The sequence below is a fragment of the Bacillus sp. AM1(2019) genome (genome assembly GCF_009906915.1).
GTDB classification, from domain to species: Bacteria; Bacillota; Bacilli; order Bacillales; family Bacillaceae; genus Bacillus; species Bacillus velezensis.
In genome coordinates, this window is the sequence record NZ_CP047644.1 from 3,493,299 (window position 1) to 3,514,498 (window position 21,200).

19 protein-coding genes and 1 other annotated feature are annotated in these 21,200 nt (G+C 47.5%); of the genes, 6 read left to right on the forward strand and 13 right to left on the reverse strand.

What is annotated here, in order from left to right; translation table 11 throughout:
- Positions 1–61 precede the first annotated feature (61 nt).
- Positions 62–619: a GbsR/MarR family transcriptional regulator gene (locus tag GNE05_RS17350; RefSeq protein WP_014418904.1), complete on the forward strand. Its 558-nt coding sequence runs from the start codon at positions 62–64 to the stop codon at positions 617–619.
- A gap of 20 nt (positions 620–639) precedes the next feature.
- Here GNE05_RS17350 and GNE05_RS17355 read toward each other — a convergent pair whose 3' ends face one another.
- Positions 640–1,272, reverse strand: a complete 633-nt coding sequence (locus GNE05_RS17355) for an NAAT family transporter (protein ID WP_025649294.1) — start codon at positions 1,270–1,272, stop codon at positions 640–642.
- 434 nt (positions 1,273–1,706) lie between these two features.
- Here GNE05_RS17355 and GNE05_RS17360 point away from each other — a divergent pair, with 434 nt between their 5' ends.
- Positions 1,707–2,417 (forward strand): hypothetical protein, encoded by a 711-nt coding sequence (locus tag GNE05_RS17360; RefSeq protein ID WP_014418906.1) that lies wholly within the window; start codon positions 1,707–1,709, stop codon positions 2,415–2,417.
- A gap of 40 nt (positions 2,418–2,457) precedes the next feature.
- Here GNE05_RS17360 and GNE05_RS17365 read toward each other — a convergent pair whose 3' ends face one another.
- Positions 2,458–4,236, reverse strand: a complete 1,779-nt coding sequence (locus GNE05_RS17365; protein ID WP_029973565.1) for a zinc ribbon domain-containing protein — start codon at positions 4,234–4,236, stop codon at positions 2,458–2,460.
- A gap of 131 nt (positions 4,237–4,367) precedes the next feature.
- Between GNE05_RS17365 and GNE05_RS17370 the strand changes: the two genes are divergently transcribed.
- Entirely contained in the window at positions 4,368–4,829 is a 462-nt protein-coding gene (locus tag GNE05_RS17370; RefSeq protein WP_022553806.1) for a GNAT family N-acetyltransferase, read from the forward strand.
- A gap of 30 nt (positions 4,830–4,859) precedes the next feature.
- Here the strand turns inward: GNE05_RS17370 and eno are convergent, their stop codons facing one another.
- From eno to GNE05_RS17405, 7 genes are all read right to left on the reverse strand, one after another.
- Positions 4,860–6,152 (reverse strand): phosphopyruvate hydratase, encoded by a 1,293-nt coding sequence (eno, locus tag GNE05_RS17375; RefSeq protein WP_007409956.1) that lies wholly within the window; start codon positions 6,150–6,152, stop codon positions 4,860–4,862.
- A 27-nt stretch (positions 6,153–6,179) separates the two neighbouring features.
- Positions 6,180–7,715, reverse strand: coding sequence for a 2,3-bisphosphoglycerate-independent phosphoglycerate mutase (gpmI, locus tag GNE05_RS17380; RefSeq protein WP_003151620.1), 1,536 nt, complete (start codon positions 7,713–7,715; stop codon positions 6,180–6,182).
- On the reverse strand, positions 7,708–8,469 hold the full coding sequence (gene tpiA / locus GNE05_RS17385; protein WP_003151618.1) for a triose-phosphate isomerase: 762 nt from the start codon (positions 8,467–8,469) through the stop codon (positions 7,708–7,710). Before tpiA ends, gpmI begins: the two co-directional genes overlap by 8 nt.
- A gap of 25 nt (positions 8,470–8,494) precedes the next feature.
- Positions 8,495–9,679 carry a phosphoglycerate kinase gene (locus GNE05_RS17390; RefSeq protein WP_025649298.1) on the reverse strand — a complete coding sequence of 395 codons (1,185 nt, stop codon included), beginning with the start codon at positions 9,677–9,679 and terminating at the stop codon, positions 8,495–8,497.
- A gap of 321 nt (positions 9,680–10,000) precedes the next feature.
- Positions 10,001–11,008, reverse strand: a complete 1,008-nt coding sequence (gene gap / locus GNE05_RS17395) for a type I glyceraldehyde-3-phosphate dehydrogenase (protein ID WP_003151611.1) — start codon at positions 11,006–11,008, stop codon at positions 10,001–10,003.
- A 33-nt stretch (positions 11,009–11,041) separates the two neighbouring features.
- Complete coding sequence (cggR, locus tag GNE05_RS17400) at positions 11,042–12,076, reverse strand: gapA transcriptional regulator CggR (RefSeq protein ID WP_003151607.1); 1,035 nt, start codon at positions 12,074–12,076, stop codon at positions 11,042–11,044.
- 264 nt (positions 12,077–12,340) lie between these two features.
- Complete coding sequence (locus tag GNE05_RS17405) at positions 12,341–13,735, reverse strand: arabinose-proton symporter AraE (RefSeq protein WP_003151605.1); 1,395 nt, start codon at positions 13,733–13,735, stop codon at positions 12,341–12,343.
- A 256-nt stretch (positions 13,736–13,991) separates the two neighbouring features.
- Here GNE05_RS17405 and GNE05_RS17410 point away from each other — a divergent pair, with 256 nt between their 5' ends.
- Positions 13,992–15,080, forward strand: coding sequence for an arabinose utilization transcriptional regulator AraR (locus tag GNE05_RS17410; RefSeq protein WP_160183028.1), 1,089 nt, complete (start codon positions 13,992–13,994; stop codon positions 15,078–15,080).
- 35 nt (positions 15,081–15,115) lie between these two features.
- On the opposite strand, the gene GNE05_RS17415 is transcribed toward GNE05_RS17410, so the two are convergent.
- Positions 15,116–16,123, reverse strand: a complete 1,008-nt coding sequence (locus GNE05_RS17415) for an LLM class flavin-dependent oxidoreductase (RefSeq protein ID WP_110085650.1) — start codon at positions 16,121–16,123, stop codon at positions 15,116–15,118.
- Positions 16,124–16,236: 113 nt separating this feature from the next.
- Positions 16,237–17,130 carry a LysR family transcriptional regulator gene (locus GNE05_RS17420; RefSeq protein WP_053285139.1) on the reverse strand — a complete coding sequence of 298 codons (894 nt, stop codon included), beginning with the start codon at positions 17,128–17,130 and terminating at the stop codon, positions 16,237–16,239.
- Between the two features lie 97 nt (positions 17,131–17,227).
- Here GNE05_RS17420 and GNE05_RS17425 point away from each other — a divergent pair, with 97 nt between their 5' ends.
- Entirely contained in the window at positions 17,228–18,145 is a 918-nt protein-coding gene (locus tag GNE05_RS17425; RefSeq protein WP_003151595.1) for a DMT family transporter, read from the forward strand.
- A 34-nt stretch (positions 18,146–18,179) separates the two neighbouring features.
- On the opposite strand, the gene GNE05_RS17430 is transcribed toward GNE05_RS17425, so the two are convergent.
- Both GNE05_RS17430 and GNE05_RS21065 read right to left on the reverse strand, forming a co-directional pair.
- On the reverse strand, positions 18,180–19,520 hold the full coding sequence (locus GNE05_RS17430) for an amino acid permease (RefSeq protein WP_029973563.1): 1,341 nt from the start codon (positions 19,518–19,520) through the stop codon (positions 18,180–18,182).
- 61 nt (positions 19,521–19,581) lie between these two features.
- Positions 19,582–19,822, reverse strand: a binding site (T-box leader).
- A gap of 91 nt (positions 19,823–19,913) precedes the next feature.
- Entirely contained in the window at positions 19,914–20,072 is a 159-nt protein-coding gene (locus GNE05_RS21065; protein ID WP_164071354.1) for a hypothetical protein, read from the reverse strand.
- A 151-nt stretch (positions 20,073–20,223) separates the two neighbouring features.
- Here GNE05_RS21065 and GNE05_RS17435 point away from each other — a divergent pair, with 151 nt between their 5' ends.
- The gene (locus GNE05_RS17435; protein ID WP_029973562.1) at positions 20,224–21,081 is read left to right on the forward strand and encodes a MurR/RpiR family transcriptional regulator; all 858 of its coding nucleotides are present in this window, start codon (positions 20,224–20,226) and stop codon (positions 21,079–21,081) included.
- Positions 21,082–21,200 lie beyond the last annotated feature (119 nt).

The following is a 21,200-nucleotide window of genomic DNA, read 5'->3' on the forward strand; positions in this document are numbered from 1 at the left end:
ATCAACTGTAAAAAATATGATATATTGTCAGCATGAAAAGCCAGTGAAGGGATGATCAGCCGTGGAAAAAAACGCTCTTGATATCATCGGGCATGCTGAAGAGCATCTCATTGAGAGAATCGCCGAGAATATGCATACATTCGGAATGCCGGCCACACTTGGACGTGTGCTCGGTATTATTTATATGAACCGCAAGCCGATGACGTTAAATGAGCTGTCAGAGGCGACCGGGATGAGCAAAACGAGGATGAGCCAGGTGGTCCGCGAAATGACCGATGCCAATCTGGCTGAAAAAGTGTTTGAAAAAGGCGTTCGGAAAGACCTTTACGACGTCGAGCGTGATTATTACCAGACGTTTATCTCCCTGTTTACGGCAAATTGGACAAAGGCGGTCAGCAAAAACAAAATGCTCTATAAAAAGCTGAACCGCGAGCTGACTGAGCTTCTGGAATCGGAAAATCTCAGTCCCGATATTGAAGAAAAAGCCCGCCAGCTTTTGGATGAACTGACGGATTGGCTCCATTATTATGACTGGCTGAGCCGTTTGATAGAATTTTTTGAGAGTGAAGAAGTGTTTCAGCATGTGCCGAAAATAGAAAAAAGCAGCACCCGAAGATAACCGGGCGCTGCTTTTTTAAGTCAGGAAACCAATATCGGGAACATGCCTTTCAGACCGGCGCCGATCATGCCGATCGCCACCACCGCCAAAATCAGCCCCATCAGTCGGGTAATGACGTTCATTTCGGTTTTCCCGAGCTTATTGCTGATGAAAGAAGAATAGTGAAAGAAGATGAACGTCATCGCGATGACGGCCGCAATGCCGATAAGCACGCTGATGTAATGGATGATGCCGCCATGGCCGGCCGACAGACTCATCACTGTCGCGATCGTACCGGGACCGGCGATAATCGGAATCGACAAAGGCGTCACAGATATATCGGCTTTCTCCTTGCTCTCCCCTTTCTCTTCATGATGGAGAGACTGTACATGAGATTTCTTCGCGTTCAGAAGATTATAAGCGATGCCGAAAATAAAAATGCCGCCCGCGATACGTAAGGCATGAATGTTAATGTCAAACAGTTTAAAGATCAGATGGCCGAAGATTAAAAAAGCCGCCAAGATGATAAACGACAGCACGGAAGCCTTGCGCGCAATCGCTGTCCGTTCTTTCTCCGAGTACCCTTCCGTCAGTGAAAGAAAAATCGGCACGTTTCCGATGGGATTGGAGACTGCAAACAGTGAAATGAAGACATGAATGATGAATGAAAACATGCGTACCTCCTTATGGCTTGCCGTTATTGAGTTATGTTTTGTTCTCCGCTGTTTCTTATGCATGGTTTTTACCCCGGGGTCTGCTTTTTATAACCTCAGCCGGACGATCCGGAAACAAAAAAAACCGTCCTAAGGACGGTTTTTTTTGTTTGCTATCTCCATAAGCCTTTTCCGAATTTCAACAGCCGATAAAGCATTTTCAATTTTTTTAGCATGCGTTAATTTCCTTTTTCACTCTGAATCAATGCGCCGAGAGACATGATATCTATCAGCTTCATTAAAATTCTACCATAATGGGTACTTTTTCTCTATTATCAATTCATAGAGAAAGTGATTTGTATATCTTTAGAAAACTCCGTTACATCCGTCCTATTTTCTTTTATAATGTAAATATTGAACAAAATCCCTATATTACTTGTAAAAGGAGTTTTAGAATGTATTGTTCTCAATGCGGCCATCATACTGATGGCGGAAAGTTTTGTGAAAAATGCGGGGCGCCCCAGCCCGGGCAGGGAGGCGCAGGCCAAACGCAGGGCCAGGCCGCTCAGGCCGGCGCCGCCGCTAAGCAGGCTTCAAAGCAATTTGCCTTATTCGTGCTTGATGTGTTAAAGAGACCGTACCAAACATGTAAAACGACAGGCGGCGAACAGCTTGTCAGCAGCATCATCAACATGGTGCTTTTCTGCCTGGTGACGCCGATTATGTTTTATATTCTTCTATCAGACGGCTTTCGTGACGTCAGTTTTACCGCAGTTGTGATCAAGCCGGCGCTTACCTTTGCATTATGCGTTTTCTGCCTGTATCTCTTGATTTTTATCGCTTTGAAGGCCGGCGGCGCGCAGGTGTCATTTAAAGATTCGCTGTCCAGATTCGGGGCCTTTTTGATTCCGTTTACAGCTATTTTGCTTCTTGCCCTCATTTTTATGCTGCTTCATACAACCGTTTGCTTCACCATTCTGGCTGTCGGTCTTTTAGGAGCGGCGTTTGCCGTGCCTCCGCTCATGCTGGCGAGCTATCAGCATCAGCTCACTACTAAGGCGGATATCATTTATTCTGTTATCGTCATCTATTTGATCATTTGCGTAACGTTTCAATTCACGATCAAGCATTATATAAAAGAACTCATGAATTATTTCTTCTTTTAAAAACGGAAACCCCGCCGCCTGATTGGCGCGGGGGTTTTTTTTATTGAATGGATGTTAAATAAATTCTTCCGTCTTTAACAACGCCGCCATACGTCCAATTGTATGTTCTGAGCTTCGGACTGCCGCCGGCTTTCGTAATATAAAACTCCTCGTACGTGTGAATCGTCAAATGGGAGCCTTTCTGTGAAAAGCTTTTGACATTCACTTCATTAAATACTTCGGTCGTCCCCTCGCTGTGCAGTTTTTTGACCAGTTTCTGCTGATCAGCATACAAAGGGCTCCCCTCTTCTAAATTGCCCGCCATGATGGCAAAATTGTTAAGGCTGACGGCGCTTGATTGATTTGTCAGGTAATCAGTCATAAACGATGTGACTTGCTCGTTTGTCACGCTGCCTGAAGCTGTATTTCCTTTGGATGATGCCCATGCGGATGTATAGGTTTTCGGCTGGTCGTTTTTTATTTTTTTTACATTTGTCCCGGAAGAATCTGAGGCAGGGTCAGCTTTTTCGAAAACCCATTTTTTATGTTTTGTATCATATGAGAGTACATAGTGAAAGCTCGGCTCAGCCTCTTCCATATCAGGCTTCGTATTCCCGTCGAAATAAGCAGACTCATGAAGCTCTTTACCCGTAACAGTTACTTGCCAGCGGCCGTTCTCTTGAGAAATCGCAAATGAATCCAGATCAAAGCTTGTCTCTTTATACTGATCCTTCAAAAAGGTGCCGGAACTCTTCATGCCGGATACCACTTCTTTCGTCTGCTCTTTCCAGGCGGAACCAGCCTCGGTCATCTGATCGGTATTTCCGTCTGCCATCGCTTTTGTATACTGCTTCGTTGTTTTGACAATCGTGTCCATGATTGTTTGTTGTGTATCTTGATCCGGGATAAGCGTTAAGTCCACATCAGTACTGTTGATCGGAACATCGGCAGTTTTCATTTTCCCCCAAGGAAAATCAGCCTCCACGGCGGCTGTCATGGAACCGTCAGTTAAGAGCGGACCGTATGTAACGGATGTAAACGGATCTTTATGGACGGACTTGCCGTTTATCAGCAGATCGCCTTTCGCGCTTTTGAAGCTGTCTGCCGGAGTGAATGTCACATCCTCGGCGTCTAACGGCAGGTCAAACTCAACATTCCGGCTGCCGGCCGCCTCTGCCTCTTGCTTTTTGACAACGTCAACCGTCTCATTTTTAAGCTTGGCTTCCGCCGTGTAGACACCGGGTGCATACGGGCCGAAGATTTGGGTTTCATCGGCTTTTTTGACCGTACCTGTTTTCTCGCTGTTGATATAAAGATCGGCGCCTTTATAATTGCTTGTGACGCGGAAATAAACCGGATCGACTTTCAGTTCGTAATGGTCAAACAAAAGAAGGGTTTTTCCCTCTTTTTTGACGTATACCGCATCTTTTTCTGATGAATTGCCGCGAAGCGATGCCAGCAGTTCATCGTGTTTCTTTGCGTATGCAAGGAGCGGTTTGACATTGGTCTCATTCAGCTTCAGTTTTTTGTCTGAAGGAGTGAGCAGGGCTGCGAGCTTTTTCGTGTCCCCGTCATGAACCGCCTGTTCGAATTGATCTGTGAGCCTTTTTTCAGATGTCAGCCAGGCTCCGGTTTTATATGCGGCAATCAATAAGATCAGCGCTGCGGCAATGCCTCCCCATAGGAAGAGCGTTTTTTTAGGGATCGGCTTTCTCGGCTGTGATGCGGATTCAGCCGCCTGCCGCTCCAGCCGGCTTCCTTTCCCGATCGGTTTTCCGCATTCTTTACAAAAATGCGCCTCTTCGTTGTTCTGCTGGCCGCAATACTTACAAAAAGACATGACTTTCCTCCTATTCAATCTGCAAAACTTGTATAACTTTTCCTATGTTTCATATTTTATAATAAAGTAGAATGATTTTGGAGTTATTTTGAAAAATAGCTGTCGATCATAACGGAGGAGGAGAAACGGACATGCAAAAACTGAGCATCCGAAAAGCCGCGGAGCCGGATGAAGCGCTGTACGAACTATTGCTGCTGGCCGATCCGTCGAAAGAGATTGTCGATGATTATCTTGTAAGAGGAGAATGCTATACGGCTTGGACGTCAGACGAGCTTGCAGGAGTCTTCGTCCTTTTGAAAACAAGACCAAAAACAGTAGAAATCGTCAACATTGCGGTGAAAGAATCAATGCACAACAATGGCATCGGCAGAAAGCTCATAGAAGAGGCCGTGAATAAGGCAAAACAAATGGGAGCGGCGACTATTGAAATTGGAACGGGCAACTCCAGTATAGGCCAGCTTGCCCTTTACCAAAAATGCGGCTTCAGGCTTCAAGCCATCGACCATGATTTTTTCATCAGGCATTATGAAGAGGAGATTTTCGAAAACGGGATACAGTGCCGCGACATGGTAAGGCTTTATGCAGATATATAAAAAAACCTCCCCATGGGGAGGTTTTTTCGATTACTTATTCAAGTTATAGAAAGAGTTGATACCGTGGTATTGAGCAGTTTCAGCCAACTGATCTTCGATGCGAAGAAGCTGGTTGTATTTCGCAACACGGTCCGTACGGGACGGAGCACCTGTTTTGATTTGTCCTGCATTAGTTGCCACAGCGATGTCAGCGATTGTGCTGTCTTCAGTTTCACCTGAACGGTGAGAGATAACAGCAGTGTAGCCTGCGCGTTTCGCCATTTCGATCGCATCGAATGTTTCAGTCAATGTACCGATTTGGTTTACTTTGATCAGGATAGAGTTGCCTACGCCGTTTTTGATACCTTCAGCAAGCTTTTTCGTGTTTGTAACGAAAAGGTCGTCACCGACAAGCTGAACTTTTTTGCCAAGACGCTCTGTAAGAAGTTTGTGGCCTTCCCAGTCGTTCTCGTCAAGTCCGTCTTCGATAGAGATGATTGGGTATTTAGAAACCATTTCTTCGTACCAGTCAACCATTTCAGCAGATGTTTTCACAACGCCTTCGCCAGACAGATGATATTTGCCGTCTTCTTTGTTGTAGAACTCAGAAGATGCAGCATCCATCGCAAGTTTCACTTCTTCGCCAGGTTTGAAGCCGGCTTTTTCGATTGCTTCAACGATTGTTTGAAGCGCTTCTTCGTTAGAACCAAGGTTCGGAGCGAATCCGCCTTCGTCACCTACAGCTGTGTTCATTCCTTTAGCAGAAAGAACGGATTTCAGGCTGTGGAAGATTTGAGCGCCCATGCGAAGCGCTTCACGGAAGTTAGGCGCGCCTACAGGCATAATCATGAATTCTTGAATGTCTACGTTGTTGTCAGCATGTTCTCCGCCGTTTACGATGTTCATCATCGGTACAGGAAGCGTTTTTGAGTTAAATCCTCCAAGGTATTGGTAAAGAGGAATCTGTAAGAAATCAGCAGCTGCGCGCGCACAAGCCATAGATACGCCAAGGATTGCGTTCGCACCGAGTTTGCCTTTGTTTTCAGTTCCGTCAAGCTCGATTAAAAGCTGATCGATTGCGTTTTGTTCAGTTACGTCAAAGCCGAGAAGCTCTGGAGAAATGATTTCGTTTACGTTGTTAACAGCAGTTAACACGCCTTTTCCAAGGTAACGGTCTTTGTCGCCGTCACGAAGCTCAACCGCTTCGTATTCACCTGTAGAAGCTCCGCTTGGCACTAATGCGCGGCCGAAAGCTCCTGTTTCTGTATATACTTCAACTTCAACTGTTGGGTTGCCGCGGGAGTCAAGGACTTCGCGTGCATAAACATCAACAATGTATGGCATGAGTTTGTCTCTCCTTTTGATTTACGCTTATTTTTGAATTAAAGATGTTCCTGTCATTTCTTTCGGTTTTTCAACACCGAGAAGGTCTAATAACGTTGGTGCGAGGTCGCCTAGGATTCCGCCTTCGCGCAGCGTCACGCCTTCTTTCGTCACAATGACTGGGACTGGGTTTGTCGTATGGGCAGTGTGCGGTTCGCCTGTTTCTGTAATCAGAATGTCCGCATTACCGTGATCAGCGGTAATGATGGCATGTCCGCCTTTAGCGATGATGGCGTCAACCACTTCGCCTAAGCATTCGTCCACTGCTTCAATTGCTTTAATCGTCGGTTCGACCATTCCGGAGTGGCCGACCATGTCAGGGTTTGCAAAGTTCAGGATGATCGCGTCGTGCTTGTCAGCCGCGATTTCTTTTACAAGAGCATCCTTCACTTCATACGCGCTCATTTCAGGCTTCAGGTCATATGTCGCGACCTTCGGCGAGTTAATGAGGATGCGCTCTTCGCCCGGGAATTCTTCTTCGCGGCCGCCGCTCATAAAGAACGTAACGTGCGGATACTTTTCAGTTTCTGCAATGCGAAGCTGTTTTAACCCGTGCTGTGCTAATACTTCACCCACCGTATTGTCAAGGTTTACCGGTTTAAAAGCCACATATCCGTCAACAGATTCACTGAAGTGAGTCAGGCAGACGAAATACAGGTTTTTCGGATGATTTTCACCGCGGTCGAAATCGCGGAAATCTTTGTTGGTAAACGTGTTTGAAATCTGGATAGCGCGGTCCGGTCTGAAATTATAGAAAATCACAGAATCGCCGTCATGAATTTTCGCAACGGGTTCACCGTTTTCTTTTGTGATGACGGACGGAATGACGAATTCATCATGAATGCCGTTCGCATAAGAATCATCGACTACATCCATCGCGCTGCGGTAAGACGGGCCTTCGCCGTAAGCCATTGCGCGGTACGCTTTTTCCACACGGTCCCAGCGTTTGTCGCGGTCCATGGAGTAGTAGCGTCCGGAAATGCTGGCGATTTCGCCGACACCGATTTCTTCGATCTGCTCATTCAGCTGCTGAATGTAAGTTTTCGCTGTTTGCGGACCTACATCGCGGCCGTCGAGGAAACCGTGAATATACACCTTCGTCAGTCCTTCACTTTTCGCAAGCTTCAGCAGCGCGAATAAATGATTGATATGACTGTGTACGCCTCCGTCAGAAAGAAGGCCGAACAGGTGCAGCGCTTTGTCGTTGTCTTTCGCGTTTTTGATGGCGTCAAGGAACGTTTGATTGCGTTCGAATTCGCCTTCGCGGATGGCAACGTTCACGCGTGTTAAGCTTTGGTACACAATACGTCCTGCGCCGATATTCAAATGACCGACTTCAGAGTTCCCCATCTGTCCTTCAGGCAGTCCGACTGCTTCGCCTGATGCCGTCAGCGTCTGATGAGGGTATTGGTTCCAATAACGGTCGAAATTCGGTTTTTTCGCTTGTGCGACTGCGTTTCCGACTGTTTCATTGCGTAATCCGAACCCATCAAGAATGATGAGTGCAGCTGGTTTTTTACTCATATTGACCTTCCTCCAATAATTGAACGAATGACTGCGGTTCAAGGCTTGCGCCGCCGACCAAAGCACCGTCAATATCGGACTCTGCCATATATTCTTTAATATTTGCAGGTTTTACGCTGCCGCCGTATTGAATGCGGAGCTTGTCAGCAGTTTCCTGGCTGAAGCTTTCAGCAACGACTTTACGGATATGCGCGCAGACGTCGTTAGCATCTTTCGCTGTAGAAGATTTGCCTGTTCCGATTGCCCAGATTGGCTCATACGCAATAACGGAAGCGGCAACTTGCTCTTCAGAAAGACCCGCAAGACCTTTTTTCACTTGATCGGCAACAAGATCATTTGTTTTTCCGGCTTCGCGCTCTTCAAGCGTTTCACCTACGCAAATGATCGGCACAATGCCGTGTTTGAAAGCGGCATGCGCTTTTTTGTTAACTGTTTCATCAGTTTCAGCGAACATTTCACGGCGCTCAGAGTGGCCGATGACGCAGTAATCCACGCCAAGGTCTTTCAGAGCGACCGGGCTGATTTCACCTGTGAACGCACCGTTTTCTTCAAAATGCATGTTTTGGGCGCCGACTTTCAGGTCAGTTCCTTTAACAGCAGAAGTCAGCTTTTCTAAGAAAAGAGCTGGTGCGCAAACAACGGCTTCCGCTTTGTCTGCTGCTGGAATGGAAGATTTCACTTCTTCAACGAAGCTGACAGCTTCGCCGAGTGTTTTGTTCATTTTCCAGTTACCGGCTATAATTGGTTTTCTCATCTGTTCCACTTCCTTATAGCAGTTTTTATTTATCGTTCAGCGCAGCTACACCCGGAAGCTCTTTGCCTTCCATGAATTCAAGGGATGCGCCGCCGCCTGTTGAGATATGGCTCATTTTGTCAGCAAGGCCGAATTTTTCAACGGCTGCCGCAGAGTCTCCTCCGCCGATGACAGAGTATGTATCGTTTGCCTCTGCCAATGCTTCAGCCACTGCTTTTGTGCCTTGAGCGAACAAGTCGATTTCGAATACGCCCATCGGTCCGTTCCATACGACAAGTTTGCTGTTTTTGATAACTTCAGCGTACGTTTCGCGGGTTTTCGTTCCGATGTCGATCGCTTCTAAATCACTTGGAATCTCAGAGATCGGCACGATTTGAACGTTTGCATCGTTAGAGAAATCATCAGCAACGAGCACGTCTTCCGGCATATAGAATGTAACGCCTTTTTCTTTCGCGCGGTCCATGAATGATTTTGCAAGTTCGATTTTATCTTCTTCAAGCAAAGATTTACCGACTTCATAGCCAAGCGCTTTTACGAATGTGTAAGCAAGACCTCCGCCGATGATCAGGTTGTCCACTTTATCAAGCAGACTTTCGATTACGCCGATTTTGTCTTTTACTTTCGCGCCGCCGATGATTGCCGTAAACGGGCGCTCAGGATTTGTCACGGCTTTGCCGAGAACGTCAAGCTCTTTTTCCATCAGGAATCCTGCAACCGCCGGCAGATGCTCGGCAATTCCGGCTGTAGATGCGTGAGCACGGTGGGCAGCACCGAATGCGTCATTGACATATACATCCGCAAGCTCAGCAAATGCTTTAGCAAGCTCAGGATCGTTTTTCTCTTCACCAGGGTAGAAACGTACGTTTTCCAATACAAGAACGTCTCCGTCCTTCATATCAGAAATTTGTGCTTTTACAGCATCGCCGTAAGCTTCATCCGCTTTTTTCACTTCTTTGCCGAGCAGTTCGCCTAAGCGTGCAGCGACAGGAGTTAAACGAAGCTCCTCAACCGTTTCGCCTTTCGGGCGGCCTAAGTGGCTCGCAAGAAGGACTTTCGCGCCTTGGTCTGCAAGGTGTTTGATTGTTGGAAGCGCAGCTCGGATACGAGTATCGTCTGTTACTTCCCCGTCTTTCATTGGAACGTTAAAGTCAACGCGGCAGAATACGACTTTGCCTTTTACGTCGATGTCTTTTACTGTTTTTTTATTCATGCCTTAGGAGATCCTCCTTCAAAATGGTTTGCATAGCACGAAAAACGTGAAACGTGAAACCGCCTCATGATGCTTCCGCCGCGGGGCAGATTGCAGCTTCCGGGCACGGGGCAGATCGTCTTCTGAGCCAGGGCAGGCGGCTCAGAAAACGAAAGTGCCGCGGAAACTTCAAAACGCGGACGTTCTGCAGCAATCCGGCGCTTTCTGAAAGCCGGTTCTCATGGAAAAAGGGAAAGGGAGTCCGTCCCCTTCCCTTGTCCGCTTTCATTATAGCGTTTCTGTCCGAAAGAACCAAGTCCGGCCCTTTCCGGGAGCTATGAATTAAAGACCTTGTTTTGCGATGTAAGCTGCAAGGTCAACAACGCGGTTAGAGTAGCCGCTTTCGTTATCGTACCAAGAGATTACTTTTACCATGCTGCCTTCCATAACCATTGTAGAAAGAGCATCGATTGTAGAAGAGTTAGCATTGCCGTTGTAATCTCCGGATACTAATGGCTCTTCGCTGTAGCCGAGAATTCCTTTAAGATCGCCTTCAGCCGCTTCTTTAAGAGCTGCGTTTACGTCTTCAGCCGTTACGTCTTTGTTCAGTTCAGCAACTAGGTCAACAAGAGAAACGTTTGGAGTCGGCACACGCATAGCTCCGCCGTTCAGTTTGCCTTTCAGTTCAGGAAGAACAAGGGAAACTGCTTTAGCAGCACCAGTTGATGTAGGAATGATGTTTTCAGCTGCTGCACGCGCACGACGGTAGTCTTTGTGCGGAAGATCAAGAATTTGCTGATCGTTTGTGTAAGAGTGAACAGTTGTCATCATACCGCGTTTGATGCCGAATTTGTCGTTAAGTACTTTTGCAAACGGCGCAAGGCAGTTTGTTGTGCAAGATGCGTTAGAGATAACATGGTGGTTAGCCGCATCGTATTTGTCTTCGTTAACACCCATAACGATTGTGATATCTTCTTCGTTAGCAGGTGCAGAGATGATAACTTTTTTCGCGCCTGCTTCTAAGTGTTTCGCAGCGTCTGCGCGTTTTGTGAAGAAACCAGTAGATTCAACTACGATTTCAACGCCTTGTTTGCCCCAGCTGAGTTTCGCAGGATCGCGCTCAGCAGAAACTTCGATTGTTTTGCCGTTAACAACAAGGTTGCTGCCGTCAACTTTAACTTCTGCATCTAATTTTCCGTGTACGGAATCATATTGTAAAAGATGAGCAAGCATGTTAGCGTCTGTTAAATCGTTAACCGCTACTACCTCAACTTCAGGATTGTTTAATGCTGCGCGGAATACGTTACGTCCAATACGACCAAAACCGTTAATACCGACTTTTACTGCCATGATTATTTCCTCCTTTAAATAAGTGAGAGATATTTATATTGAGGGACTGTTATCCCTTAATAACTTCTTTGCGGCTCCTTCGTCCGTGACGAGAACCGTGTTTCGCTGCTTTTTAAAATAAGCTTCGATTGCTTCTGCTTTTGATGATCCGCCCGCTACCGCGATAATGTCGGGAATGGCATCGAGGTCATCAAGCTGCATTCCGACTGAATGCACCTTGTGAACGACTTCTCCGTCCGCATTAAAGTAGTAGCCGAATGCCTCTGTCACCGCATGATTGTCATCTATTTTCTTCAAATCTTCCAAAGGCGTGTTTCTTCGCTCCGCCATTGTTCTAGCTTCGCCGATTCCGTGAACGAGCATACTCGCTGATTTAATCGTGTGAAGCACCTCTTTTACGGAAGGCTCTTCAATAATAGATGAGTAGGCGCCTTGTGACAGCTGCCCGGGAACGAACAAAAGCCGGTAAGTGCCTGAAGCCTTTTCCGCCATATGCGCGCATATGGTGTTCGCCTGGTTTTTCACATCTTCGCCTAAACCGCCTCTTGCGGGCACAAACAGGAGCTCGCGGTTTTTTGAATCCGGCGTCATCATATCGGCGACGGCTTCAATTGTCGTACCGCCGGTTACAGCGACGATATTTTTGCCTGAAAATCTCTTTTTCATACATGCAACGGCCGCTCTCCCTAATTCTTTTTTGACCCAAGGAGATTGGTCGCTGTCTCCGGAAACGATAATGGCGTCTTTCAGATTAAGCCGCTCTTTTAATGTCTTTTCCAAAAGCGTCAATCCTAAAACATCCTTCATCGTATCTTCCAGAATCGAAAGCAGTGAGTAGCCCTCTTCCGTCATTGTCATGCCGTTTGTTTTAATATCGATGAGATTCTGTTCTTTCAAAAACTGAACCTCGCTTCTGAGAACGCGCTCGGTCAATCCGAGACTGGCTGCAAGACTTCTGCGGCCGATCGGTTCGGTAAGCCTGATATACTGCAAGATTTCAAATCTTTTCTGCATCACAAGCAAAAGATCAGGCAATAATTTTTTTTGAGCTTGTATTAACTGGTTCATGACTCAAACGTTCCTTCCTATTCATACTGGACAGAAAATGTCCCGCTATGACAAAAAACGTCCCATCATAGCCAAAAAAAATTATGTCTGCTTTCTTTAATTATTTTAACAGGATGACATTGTTAATTCAACTGTTAAAGGTCAATTCGTCGACATTCTTCGCAGGATTTCCCAGTATCTCCTTGATACAGTCATTATATACAGAAACGGAATGAAGGTGACAGACAAAAGCCCGCCGGAGCGGACTTTTGTCGTAAAACGCTTTCATTTTATCCAGAGTTTTTCTATTTCTTCTAATGATTTATTTTTCGTCTCAGGGCAGATCGTCACGACAAACAAGAAACAGAGAATATTAATGACGGCGAATATCCAGAAGGTGTACGCGAGCCCCAACCCGCTGATCATCATCGGCACGAACTGGCCGATCGCCCAGTTGGCCCCCCATAAGAATATCGTCGCAATACCGGCGGCGCGTGCGCGGAGGTGGTTCGGAAAGATTTCCGAAATCATGATCCACGTAATCGGCCCGACTGATACGCAGAAAGCGGCGACGAATCCCAATATGATGACGACTAAAGCCGGACCGCTCGCCAGCTGAAAATAAAAGGATGCCCCGATTAAGATCATGAACAGCGCCATAAAGGCTGATCCGACCCCCATCAGCTTTTTCCGGCCTACCTTATCGACTAAAAGAACCGCGATAATGGTGAAAATCACTTCAACGACACCGACGATGCATGTCGTGATAAACCCCGCATTCTGTCCGAAGCCCATCATTTTGAAAATTTCCGGCCCGTAATACGTAATTGCGTTCATGCCGATGACCTGATTGAATAAAGCCAGCAGAATCCCGATCACAAGCGCTTTTCTCAGCCCCGGTTTAAACAGCTGAGACAATGACCCCATTTTTTCTAATTGTAAAGACGTTTCGATTTGTTTGATTTCTTCTTTCGCGGTCTGCTCGCCGTTAATGCGCGTCAGCACGGCGAGGGCTTCATTCCGGCGCCCCGCTTTCGCAAGCCAGCGCGGGCTTTCAGGCACGATAAGCAGCACGATAAAAAAGATGACGGACGGAATCATGCCGTAAGCGAGCATCCAGCGCCAGCCGGTGTGCACTCCCCATTCATACGAGCCGGACTGCTGAACGGCGAGGTTAATAAAATAAGTGCCGGAGATCCCTAATATCGTAAACAGCTGATACAGTGAAGACAGACTGCCGCGTATGGCCGGCGGAGCGGCTTCGGTAATATACGTGACAGAAAGCGAGGAGCCCATGCCGATTCCCAGACCGCCGATGACTCTGGCGATCACTAAGGAAGACACACTTTGCGAAAGCGCAGAGACAACCGCTGACACCGCAAACAACAGCGCCGCTGCCATCAAAATCTTTCTCCGTCCGAAACGGTCGCTCAAAAATCCGGAAATCCCGACGCCGAAAACACCGCCGATCATTATGCTTGAAATCACGAGCCCTTCCATAAAAGGACTTAAGCGGTACAAATCTTTCAGGAAACCGATGGCGCCGGAAATCACCGCCGTGTCATAACCGTACAAAAGCCCTCCCAGTCCGGCCGCGCATGAGATGAGAATGACAAACCACTTGGAATGCTGCCGAGTGACAGGTACATTTGAGCCAATTGGTGCCGGGTGATTCTTCATGAATTTTACCCTCCCGCGAATAATAGAATAAAAACGCTTACAAATCTGAGTGCGGCGCTTGATGTTGCTTTGTTTTCTTCAGAACCGCCACATTTGTACGTACTTGTAAAGAATTTTATCTAAAAATAAGGAAAATTAGTACGTACAAATAAAGAATAAGCAGTTTTTCATAATCTGTCAATTATTTTTACAGCTTGATGAAAGGGCTTACTATGTTATACTGGAATTTGTCCGTATACATTTTGGAGGAATTGATATGCTACCGAAATATGCTCAAGTAAAAGAAGAAATTTGTTCATGGCTGAATCAAGGAAAAATACAGCCGGACGAAAAGCTGCCTACGGAAAATGAGCTGATGCAGCAGTTCGGCGTCAGCCGCCATACCATCAGAAAGGCGATCGGCGATTTGGTCTCGCAGGGGCTGCTGTACAGCGTTCAGGGCGGAGGCACCTTTGTCGCTTCACGCACGGCGAAATCAGCCATGCATTCAAACAAAACGATCGGCGTCATTACAACGTACATATCAGACTATATTTTTCCGAGCATCATCAGGGGAATTGAATCTTATTTAAGCGAACAGGGCTATTCCATGCTGCTGACGAGCACCAACAACAATACAGAAAGTGAGCGGCGCGGCCTTGAAAACCTGCTGTCCAAAAATATAGACGGGCTGATTGTCGAGCCTACAAAAAGCGCGCTGCAGACGCCCAACATCGGCTACTATCTCAATCTGGAGAAAAACGGCATTCCGTTTGCCATGATTAACGCCTCTTATGCGGAGCTGGCCGCACCGAGCTTTTCCGTCAATGATGTCAAAGGCGGCATGCTGGCTTGCGAATACGTCATGTCTCTCGGCCACACGCACATTATGGGAATCTTTAAAGCGGATGACACGCAGGGCGTCAAACGGATGAACGGCTATCTTCAGGCGCATCGGGAGCGCGGGATTTTTCCGTCTCCGGACATGATCGTGACTTACACGACTGAGGAAAAAGAAACCGTGCTTCTCCAAAAAATAAAGCATACCCTTGAGCAAAACAGCGGGTCACATCCGACGGCCATTCTTTGCTACAATGACGAAATTGCGCTGAAGACGATTAATCTTCTCAGAGAATTCGGGTTAAAGGTGCCTGATGACGTGTCGGTCATGGGCTATGACGATTCACATTTCGCCCAGATTTCCGAGGTGAAGCTCACCTCTGTCAAGCATCCGAAATCCATTATGGGGAAAGCGGCGGCAAAATACGTCATCGACTGCTTAGAACATAAAAAACCGAAGAAGGATGACGTCGTGTATGAACCGGAACTCATCATCCGGAATTCAGTCAGGCGGATCGGCGAATAAAAAAAGCAATGTGCGCGGCACATTGCTTTTTTTGCTCAGCTGTTTTTTAATTCGGCGATGATTTCAAATGATCTCATTCTGTCGGCATGCTCAAAGCTTTCTGAATTCACCATGATTTCATCCGCCTGTGTTGTCCGGATGAAGCTTTCCAGCTTCTCCTTCACACGCTCCGGTCCGCCGACGATCGTTGAACTGAGCTGTTCATTGACCATCGCTTTTTCATACGGCGACCAGATTTGATCCATGTCTTCAACAGGAGGCTTCAGCTGGTTCGGCGTGCCGCGGACGAGGTCTAAAAATCTTTGATAATGCGATGTTGCCAGATGCTCCGCCTTTTCATCCGTATCGGCGGCAATGACGGTGACGCCGACCATCGCGTACGGTTGATCCAGTACGCCTGACGGACGGAAGGAGCTGCGGTACAGCTCAAGGGCGGGCACGGTGTTTTTCGGTGAAAAGTGAGCCGCAAAGGCGAACGGAAGCCCGAGCTCTCCCGCAAGACGCGCGCTGAAGCCGCTTGAGCCCAGAAGCCAGATCGGCACGTCCAGCCCTTCGCCCGGAATGGCGCGGACTTGATTGCGCACATTGCCTGACGGTTTGAAGTAATTTCTCAATTCTTCAAGCTGCTCCGGAAAATCTTCCCCGCTGTTTATGTTTCTTCGTAAGGCTCTCGCCGTTAATTGGTCGGTCCCCGGCGCGCGTCCGAGCCCCAGGTCAATCCGCCCCGGATATAACGTTTCAAGGGTTCCGAATTGCTCCGCGATCACAAGTGAAGAATGATTCGGCAGCATAATACCCCCAGAACCGACGCGGATTTTTTTCGTGCCGCCGGCGATGTGGCCGATCAGCACCGCCGTTGCCGAGCTGGCAACGCCTTCTATATTATGATGCTCCGCAAGCCAATAGCGGTTATAGCCCCACTCCTCGGCGCGGCGCGCTAAATCCATGCTGTTGCGGAACGATTCAGCAACCGTTCCCCCCTGTACGACCGGCGATAAATTCAATACGGAAAACGCAGTATCTTTCAATGTATGTTCAGCCATCGTTTTCTCCTTTATGGTTTAGTGTAAGCAGATCTTAAACAAGGTCTCTACCACACACCTTACCACAGCTTTTCCCGTGAGTTAAACAATTTGATTCGATGATCTTCGAACAATCAGTCAGCGGCGGTTTTCTTACGGATGAACAGCTCCTCGGCGACATCAATAAAAAGCTTGGCGGCAAGTGATGCGTCTTTCATGGAAGGAACCGCCAGCTGCACCTCCCTGAATACATCCGGCGCAAACTCTTTAATCACCACTTCTTCCGGGAGGGGATTGCCGGCCATGGACATATCGGATAAGATTGCCATACCCAACCCCTCCCGCACCATATTGATGGACGTACTGACATTAAACACGGTAAAGGCGGCGCAAAGTTCGGCACCGGCTTGTTTAAACAGGCCTGCAAAAGGTGACGTGTAACCGCCTTCGCAAACCACCATCGGTTCACCGTCCAGATCTTTTATCGTTACGGTTGAGCGTGCGGCGAGAGGATGATCTTTATGCATAACCGCTGCCATTTTGTCTTTTTTCAGCAGAAAGTAATCCATATCCTCTGTCGGGAACAGCAGAATGCCCGCGTCAATCATCCGGGATTGCAGCCATTCTTTTACTTCGTCCGCCGTTCCTTCATGAAGCACCAGTTCAAGCTTCGGATACCGTTTTTTAAACACGCTGATCAGCTTTGGAATGAAATAAGCGGAAGCGGCCGGAAATGTGCCGATGTGAATCGTTCCCTGTTCAAGACCTCTTTCCGCGGCCGCCAGCTGCTCGGCTTTTTCTATGCCTTTGAGCACCTCTCTGATATGGACGAGAATTTTTCCGCCCGTGTCCGTGAGCCTTACGCCGTTGCGGCGCTCGCGGATGATCAGCTTGATGCCGAGCTCTGACTCAAGCGCAGAGATGGCATGGCTGACGGCGGGCTGCGTCATATTCAGCGCCTGCCCCGCTTTTGTAAAGCTTCCCGTTTCAGCGATTTGAACAAAAACCCGCAGTTGTGTAATTGTCATAACGTTTTACTTATGCTCCTTATAAAAAAGATTCATTTTATTTATCTTACTGATTACCGTATCATATGATGGAATTGTTCTACAAGGAGTGAACGACGTGAAACAGCTTTCGAAAATACAGACGGCTCTTATGCTGGCGTTTCTAGTCACGGTATGGGGAATTAACTGGCCGCTGACAAAGGCCGCGCTTGCCTATTCGCCGCCTCTTCTGTTTGCCGGAATCCGCACGCTGATCGGCGGACTTCTATTATTAATGGTGGCGCTGCCCCGTTTTAAAAAGCTGCGTTTTAAAGAAACGTGGCCGATCTATCTTATTTCTGCCATTTTAAATATTACTTTATTTTACGGCCTGCAAACGGTCGGCTTGAATTACCTGCCTGCCGGCTTATTTTCAGCCATCGTGTTTTTCCAGCCGGTGTTAATGGGCGTTTTTTCTTGGCTGTGGCTCGGGGAATCGATGTATCCTTTAAAAATAGCCGGTCTTATTCTGGGCTTTGCCGGTGTCGCCGTCATCAGCGCAGCCGGTTTCGGAGGCCATATTTCCATCGCCGGCATTCTTTTGGCCTTAGGCTCTGCGGTCAGCTGGGCGCTCGGCACGGTATATGTGAAAAGAACGGGCGGACGCGCGGATTCTATCTGGATGGTCGCTCTTCAGCTTCTGATCGGCGGCGTGCTGCTTGTCAGCTCCGGCCATTTTTCAGAAAGCTTTTCAGCGATTCAATGGAAAGCTCCGTTCATTCTGAGCCTTCTGTTCATTTCAGTTTTTGTTATCGCGCTCGGCTGGCTCGCCTTTTTTACGCTTGTCGGTTCAGGGGAAGCAAGCAAGGTTGCCTCTTACACCTTCCTGATCCCGCTCATATCCATTGTCGTCAGCTCGATATTCCTGCATGAGCCGCTTACCGTCAGCCTTTTAGCCGGACTGCTTCTGATCGTCACAAGCATTTGTTTTGTGAATATAACACCGAAAAAACTGAAAACACCTGCTCTGGCCGCAGAAAAAAAGGCCGTTCATTAAAAAAACTCTTGCCGCGGGGCAAGAGTTTTTTTATTTATTGACGTCTCCCTTTCACAAGATACGCAGCCGTAATGAGGAGATAGATGGCCGCAGTGATGCATGTGATGACGATGGATGTCGTCGCAATTACGCCGATCAGGATGGCCAAAAGCGCAAGCACCGCGAACCATGTCGTGTATGGGAACCATTTGACGTAATAAGCCGGCTGTTCTGTTGAATGTTTTCTTGATTTCAAATGGGCGAAGCCGATAATCAGCCAGATGAACAGCACCGTATAGCCGAGTGAACCCATCAAATAATTAAACGTCCGGCTTCCTGCGAATAAAGAAATCAGGACGCCTACATATAAAAATGACGTACAAGTCAGAATCGCATAGACGGGAACCTTTTTCTTCGATAGTTTTGAAAAAACTTTCGGCACCCGGCCGTCAGAAGCCTGCGTAAACAAGACGCGGGATGATCCGTACAGTCCCGAATTCATAGACGAGATAATCGCAAGAAGAATGACGGCATTCATAATATGGTCGGCACCCGGAATTCCGATCATCTTAAATACTATGACAAACGGGCTTTCGGGAACGCTGTTGACTTGATTCCAAGGAATCAGGCTGACGATGATGAAGAACGGCAGCAAGTAAAAAGCGACAATCCGCGTTAACGTGCTTCGGACAGCTTTCGGGATCACCTTTTCGGGATTTTTTGTCTCCGCCAGCGTGACGCCGATGATTTCCGTTCCGCCGTATGAGTAGATCACGACGAGCATCGCCGTAATGACGCCCCCCGCTCCATGCGGGAAAAATCCTCCGTGATCCGTTAAATGAGACAGCCCCGGCGCCGTGTGATTGCCGAATGAGAAAAATAAAAGCAGAATACCGCATAAAATAAAGATGACAATCACTGTAATTTTAATAAGCGCGAGCCAGTACTCCGTCTCGGCAAACAGTTTCACAGAAAGCATGTTTACGACCGTCACCACGATGGAAATGATCAGAGCCAGTATCCATATCGGACATTCCGGCAGCCAATATTGAATGAAAATGGCGGCTACGACCGCCTCCGCGGCAATATTGAGCACCCACATTTTCCAATAGATCCAATCTAAAAAGTATGCAGCGTACGATCCGAGCGACTGCTGAACCAAATCACGGAACGTCCTTGCATGTTTGTTTCTGACTGCCATTTCGGCCAGCCCTTGCATAATAAATAGCAGAATGATTCCGCCGAGGAGGTAGGCCAACAGCACGGACGGCCCCGCTTCATCAATCGCCGTGCTGCTGCCTTTAAAGAGCCCGGCCCCGATTGCGCCTCCAAGCGCCATCATCATAATGTGTCTGGACGACATCGTCCGTTTTAACGTTTGCTTGTCCTTTTCCATCTATCACACGCCCTCTCGCAAAAAGTGTTCATCACATAAAAAAGCACGCCGCCTCTTTAGGAAAAGAGACGGCGTGCCTCAGGCAGCCGCGGTACCACTCTTGTTGATCCCGAAATATCCGGAATCCAGCTTAAAAACCTTTTAACGAAGGTCAGCCGTTAGGACATAGGGAATATTCCGACAATTCCGTTCCGCCCTGCCACTTCCGGGCGAGTTCAAAGAACAATCAGTCCGCGTTGCACCAACCCGCGGCTCTCTTTTTCTGACTGGATTCTTTTACTGCTCCCGTTCACAGTGTTTTATGTTAAATGAATCTCTTGAGTTTTTATTTTCTGAATATAGTATCATAATATACAGTCTTCTATTTTCAAAGTCAATACTAATTTTTGCCGCCTATTGTCCTACCCGGTGATTCGGAAATTTCAGCTGAAATCCGGACACAAGGCTTTGCTTTCCGGGCGCCGCGCTTTCCGCTTTCACCTTTGTGTTTGCGTATAAAAACAGCGCAAGTGCAATGCCGAATGATATGACGAGAATCCATGCTTTTTTCATTCAGGTGCCTCCTCACTTTCTATCATCGGCGGCTTTTTCTCTTTTTTTATATACAAAATTGAAAAAACAATTTTAAAATTCTGTTTTCCTTATATTGAAACTTGCTTTATCATAAAAGTATGCGTTTACATTCGAGTAGGGAGGTTATAGCATGACCCCTGTGAATTCAAGCAGCATCGGGAAGATTCAGGCGGCCAGCAAAGGTTTGTCGCCAAAATTGAGAGCGATTGCAGACCATATCGTGAAGGAACCGAAAGACGTGGTTCACCTTTCCATCATTCAGCTGGCGGAAAAAACGAAAAGCTCTGAAGCGACGATTTTCAGGCTGTGCAAACGGCTCGGTTTTTCCGGCTATCAGGATTTAAAAATCGCGCTTGCTCAGGAGATCGTTCAGGAGCCGGTGCAGCACATTCATGAAGAAATGAGCCCCGACGACGATATCGAAGTCATCATCCAGAAAGTTTTCCGCACAAACATTTCCGGTCTGACCGATACCTTTCATTTATTAGATCCGGCCGACGTTGAAAAAGCGGTAGAAATGATCCACTGCGCAGACAGAATCGAATTTTACGGAAACGGCGGTTCCGGGCTGATCGCCACTGACGCGTATCACAAATTTATGCGTACGGGTATAAATTGCATCGCGCACACGGATTCTCACTTTCAGGCGATGTCAGCAGGTCTTCTCGGTCCCGAAAGCGCAGTCATCGGCATTTCTCATTCGGGGAGCAATAAGGACGTGCTTGACGCGGTGAAAATGGCCAAATCGCTCGGCGCCGGTACGATCGGCATTACAAGCTACCAAAAGTCGCCGCTCACCCAGATTTCCGACGTGGTGCTGTATACGTCAACAAGGGAGACGGCTTTCAGAACGGAAGCAATGTCCGCAAGGCTTGCCCAGCTGTCAGTCATTGATACACTGTATTTCGCCACGGCCCGGCTGCGGCAGGAGAAAACGCTCGCCAACTTGCAGCAAATCAGAAAAATGATCGCGCACAAACGTTTGTAATCGCTTTCTGAATATTTATTTTTCAAAAGAGAGAATGCCGATACAGCGGGAATTGAGGCAATTTTATGAAAAAAATTTTCTTCTTCATCGTTGATTTATAAAAAAATTATTCCTATAAT

Excerpts from the sequence above, each read along its gene's own strand:
- GNE05_RS17365 (WP_029973565.1), bottom strand. The coding sequence starts at position 4,236 with ATGTCTTTTTGTAAGTATTGCGGCCAGCAGAACAACGAAGAGGCGCAT.
- eno (WP_007409956.1), bottom strand. The coding sequence starts at position 6,152 with ATGCCATACATTGTTGATGTTTATGCACGCGAAGTCCTTGACTCCCGC.
- gap (WP_003151611.1), bottom strand. The coding sequence starts at position 11,008 with ATGGCAGTAAAAGTCGGTATTAACGGTTTTGGTCGTATTGGACGTAAC.
- GNE05_RS17435 (WP_029973562.1), top strand. The coding sequence starts at position 20,224 with ATGACCCCTGTGAATTCAAGCAGCATCGGGAAGATTCAGGCGGCCAGC.
- GNE05_RS17355 (WP_025649294.1), bottom strand. The coding sequence starts at position 1,272 with ATGTTTTCATTCATCATTCATGTCTTCATTTCACTGTTTGCAGTCTCC.
- cggR (WP_003151607.1), bottom strand. The coding sequence starts at position 12,076 with ATGAACCAGTTAATACAAGCTCAAAAAAAATTATTGCCTGATCTTTTG.
- GNE05_RS17360 (WP_014418906.1), top strand. The coding sequence starts at position 1,707 with ATGTATTGTTCTCAATGCGGCCATCATACTGATGGCGGAAAGTTTTGT.
- tpiA (WP_003151618.1), bottom strand. The coding sequence starts at position 8,469 with ATGAGAAAACCAATTATAGCCGGTAACTGGAAAATGAACAAAACACTC.
- GNE05_RS17370 (WP_022553806.1), top strand. The coding sequence starts at position 4,368 with ATGCAAAAACTGAGCATCCGAAAAGCCGCGGAGCCGGATGAAGCGCTG.
- GNE05_RS17390 (WP_025649298.1), bottom strand. The coding sequence starts at position 9,679 with ATGAATAAAAAAACAGTAAAAGACATCGACGTAAAAGGCAAAGTCGTA.
- GNE05_RS21065 (WP_164071354.1), bottom strand. The coding sequence starts at position 20,072 with ATGAAAAAAGCATGGATTCTCGTCATATCATTCGGCATTGCACTTGCG.
- gpmI (WP_003151620.1), bottom strand. The coding sequence starts at position 7,715 with ATGAGTAAAAAACCAGCTGCACTCATCATTCTTGATGGGTTCGGATTA.
- GNE05_RS17430 (WP_029973563.1), bottom strand. The coding sequence starts at position 19,520 with ATGGAAAAGGACAAGCAAACGTTAAAACGGACGATGTCGTCCAGACAC.
- GNE05_RS17410 (WP_160183028.1), top strand. The coding sequence starts at position 13,992 with ATGCTACCGAAATATGCTCAAGTAAAAGAAGAAATTTGTTCATGGCTG.
- GNE05_RS17405 (WP_003151605.1), bottom strand. The coding sequence starts at position 13,735 with ATGAAGAATCACCCGGCACCAATTGGCTCAAATGTACCTGTCACTCGG.
- GNE05_RS17415 (WP_110085650.1), bottom strand. The coding sequence starts at position 16,123 with ATGGCTGAACATACATTGAAAGATACTGCGTTTTCCGTATTGAATTTA.
- GNE05_RS17420 (WP_053285139.1), bottom strand. The coding sequence starts at position 17,130 with ATGACAATTACACAACTGCGGGTTTTTGTTCAAATCGCTGAAACGGGA.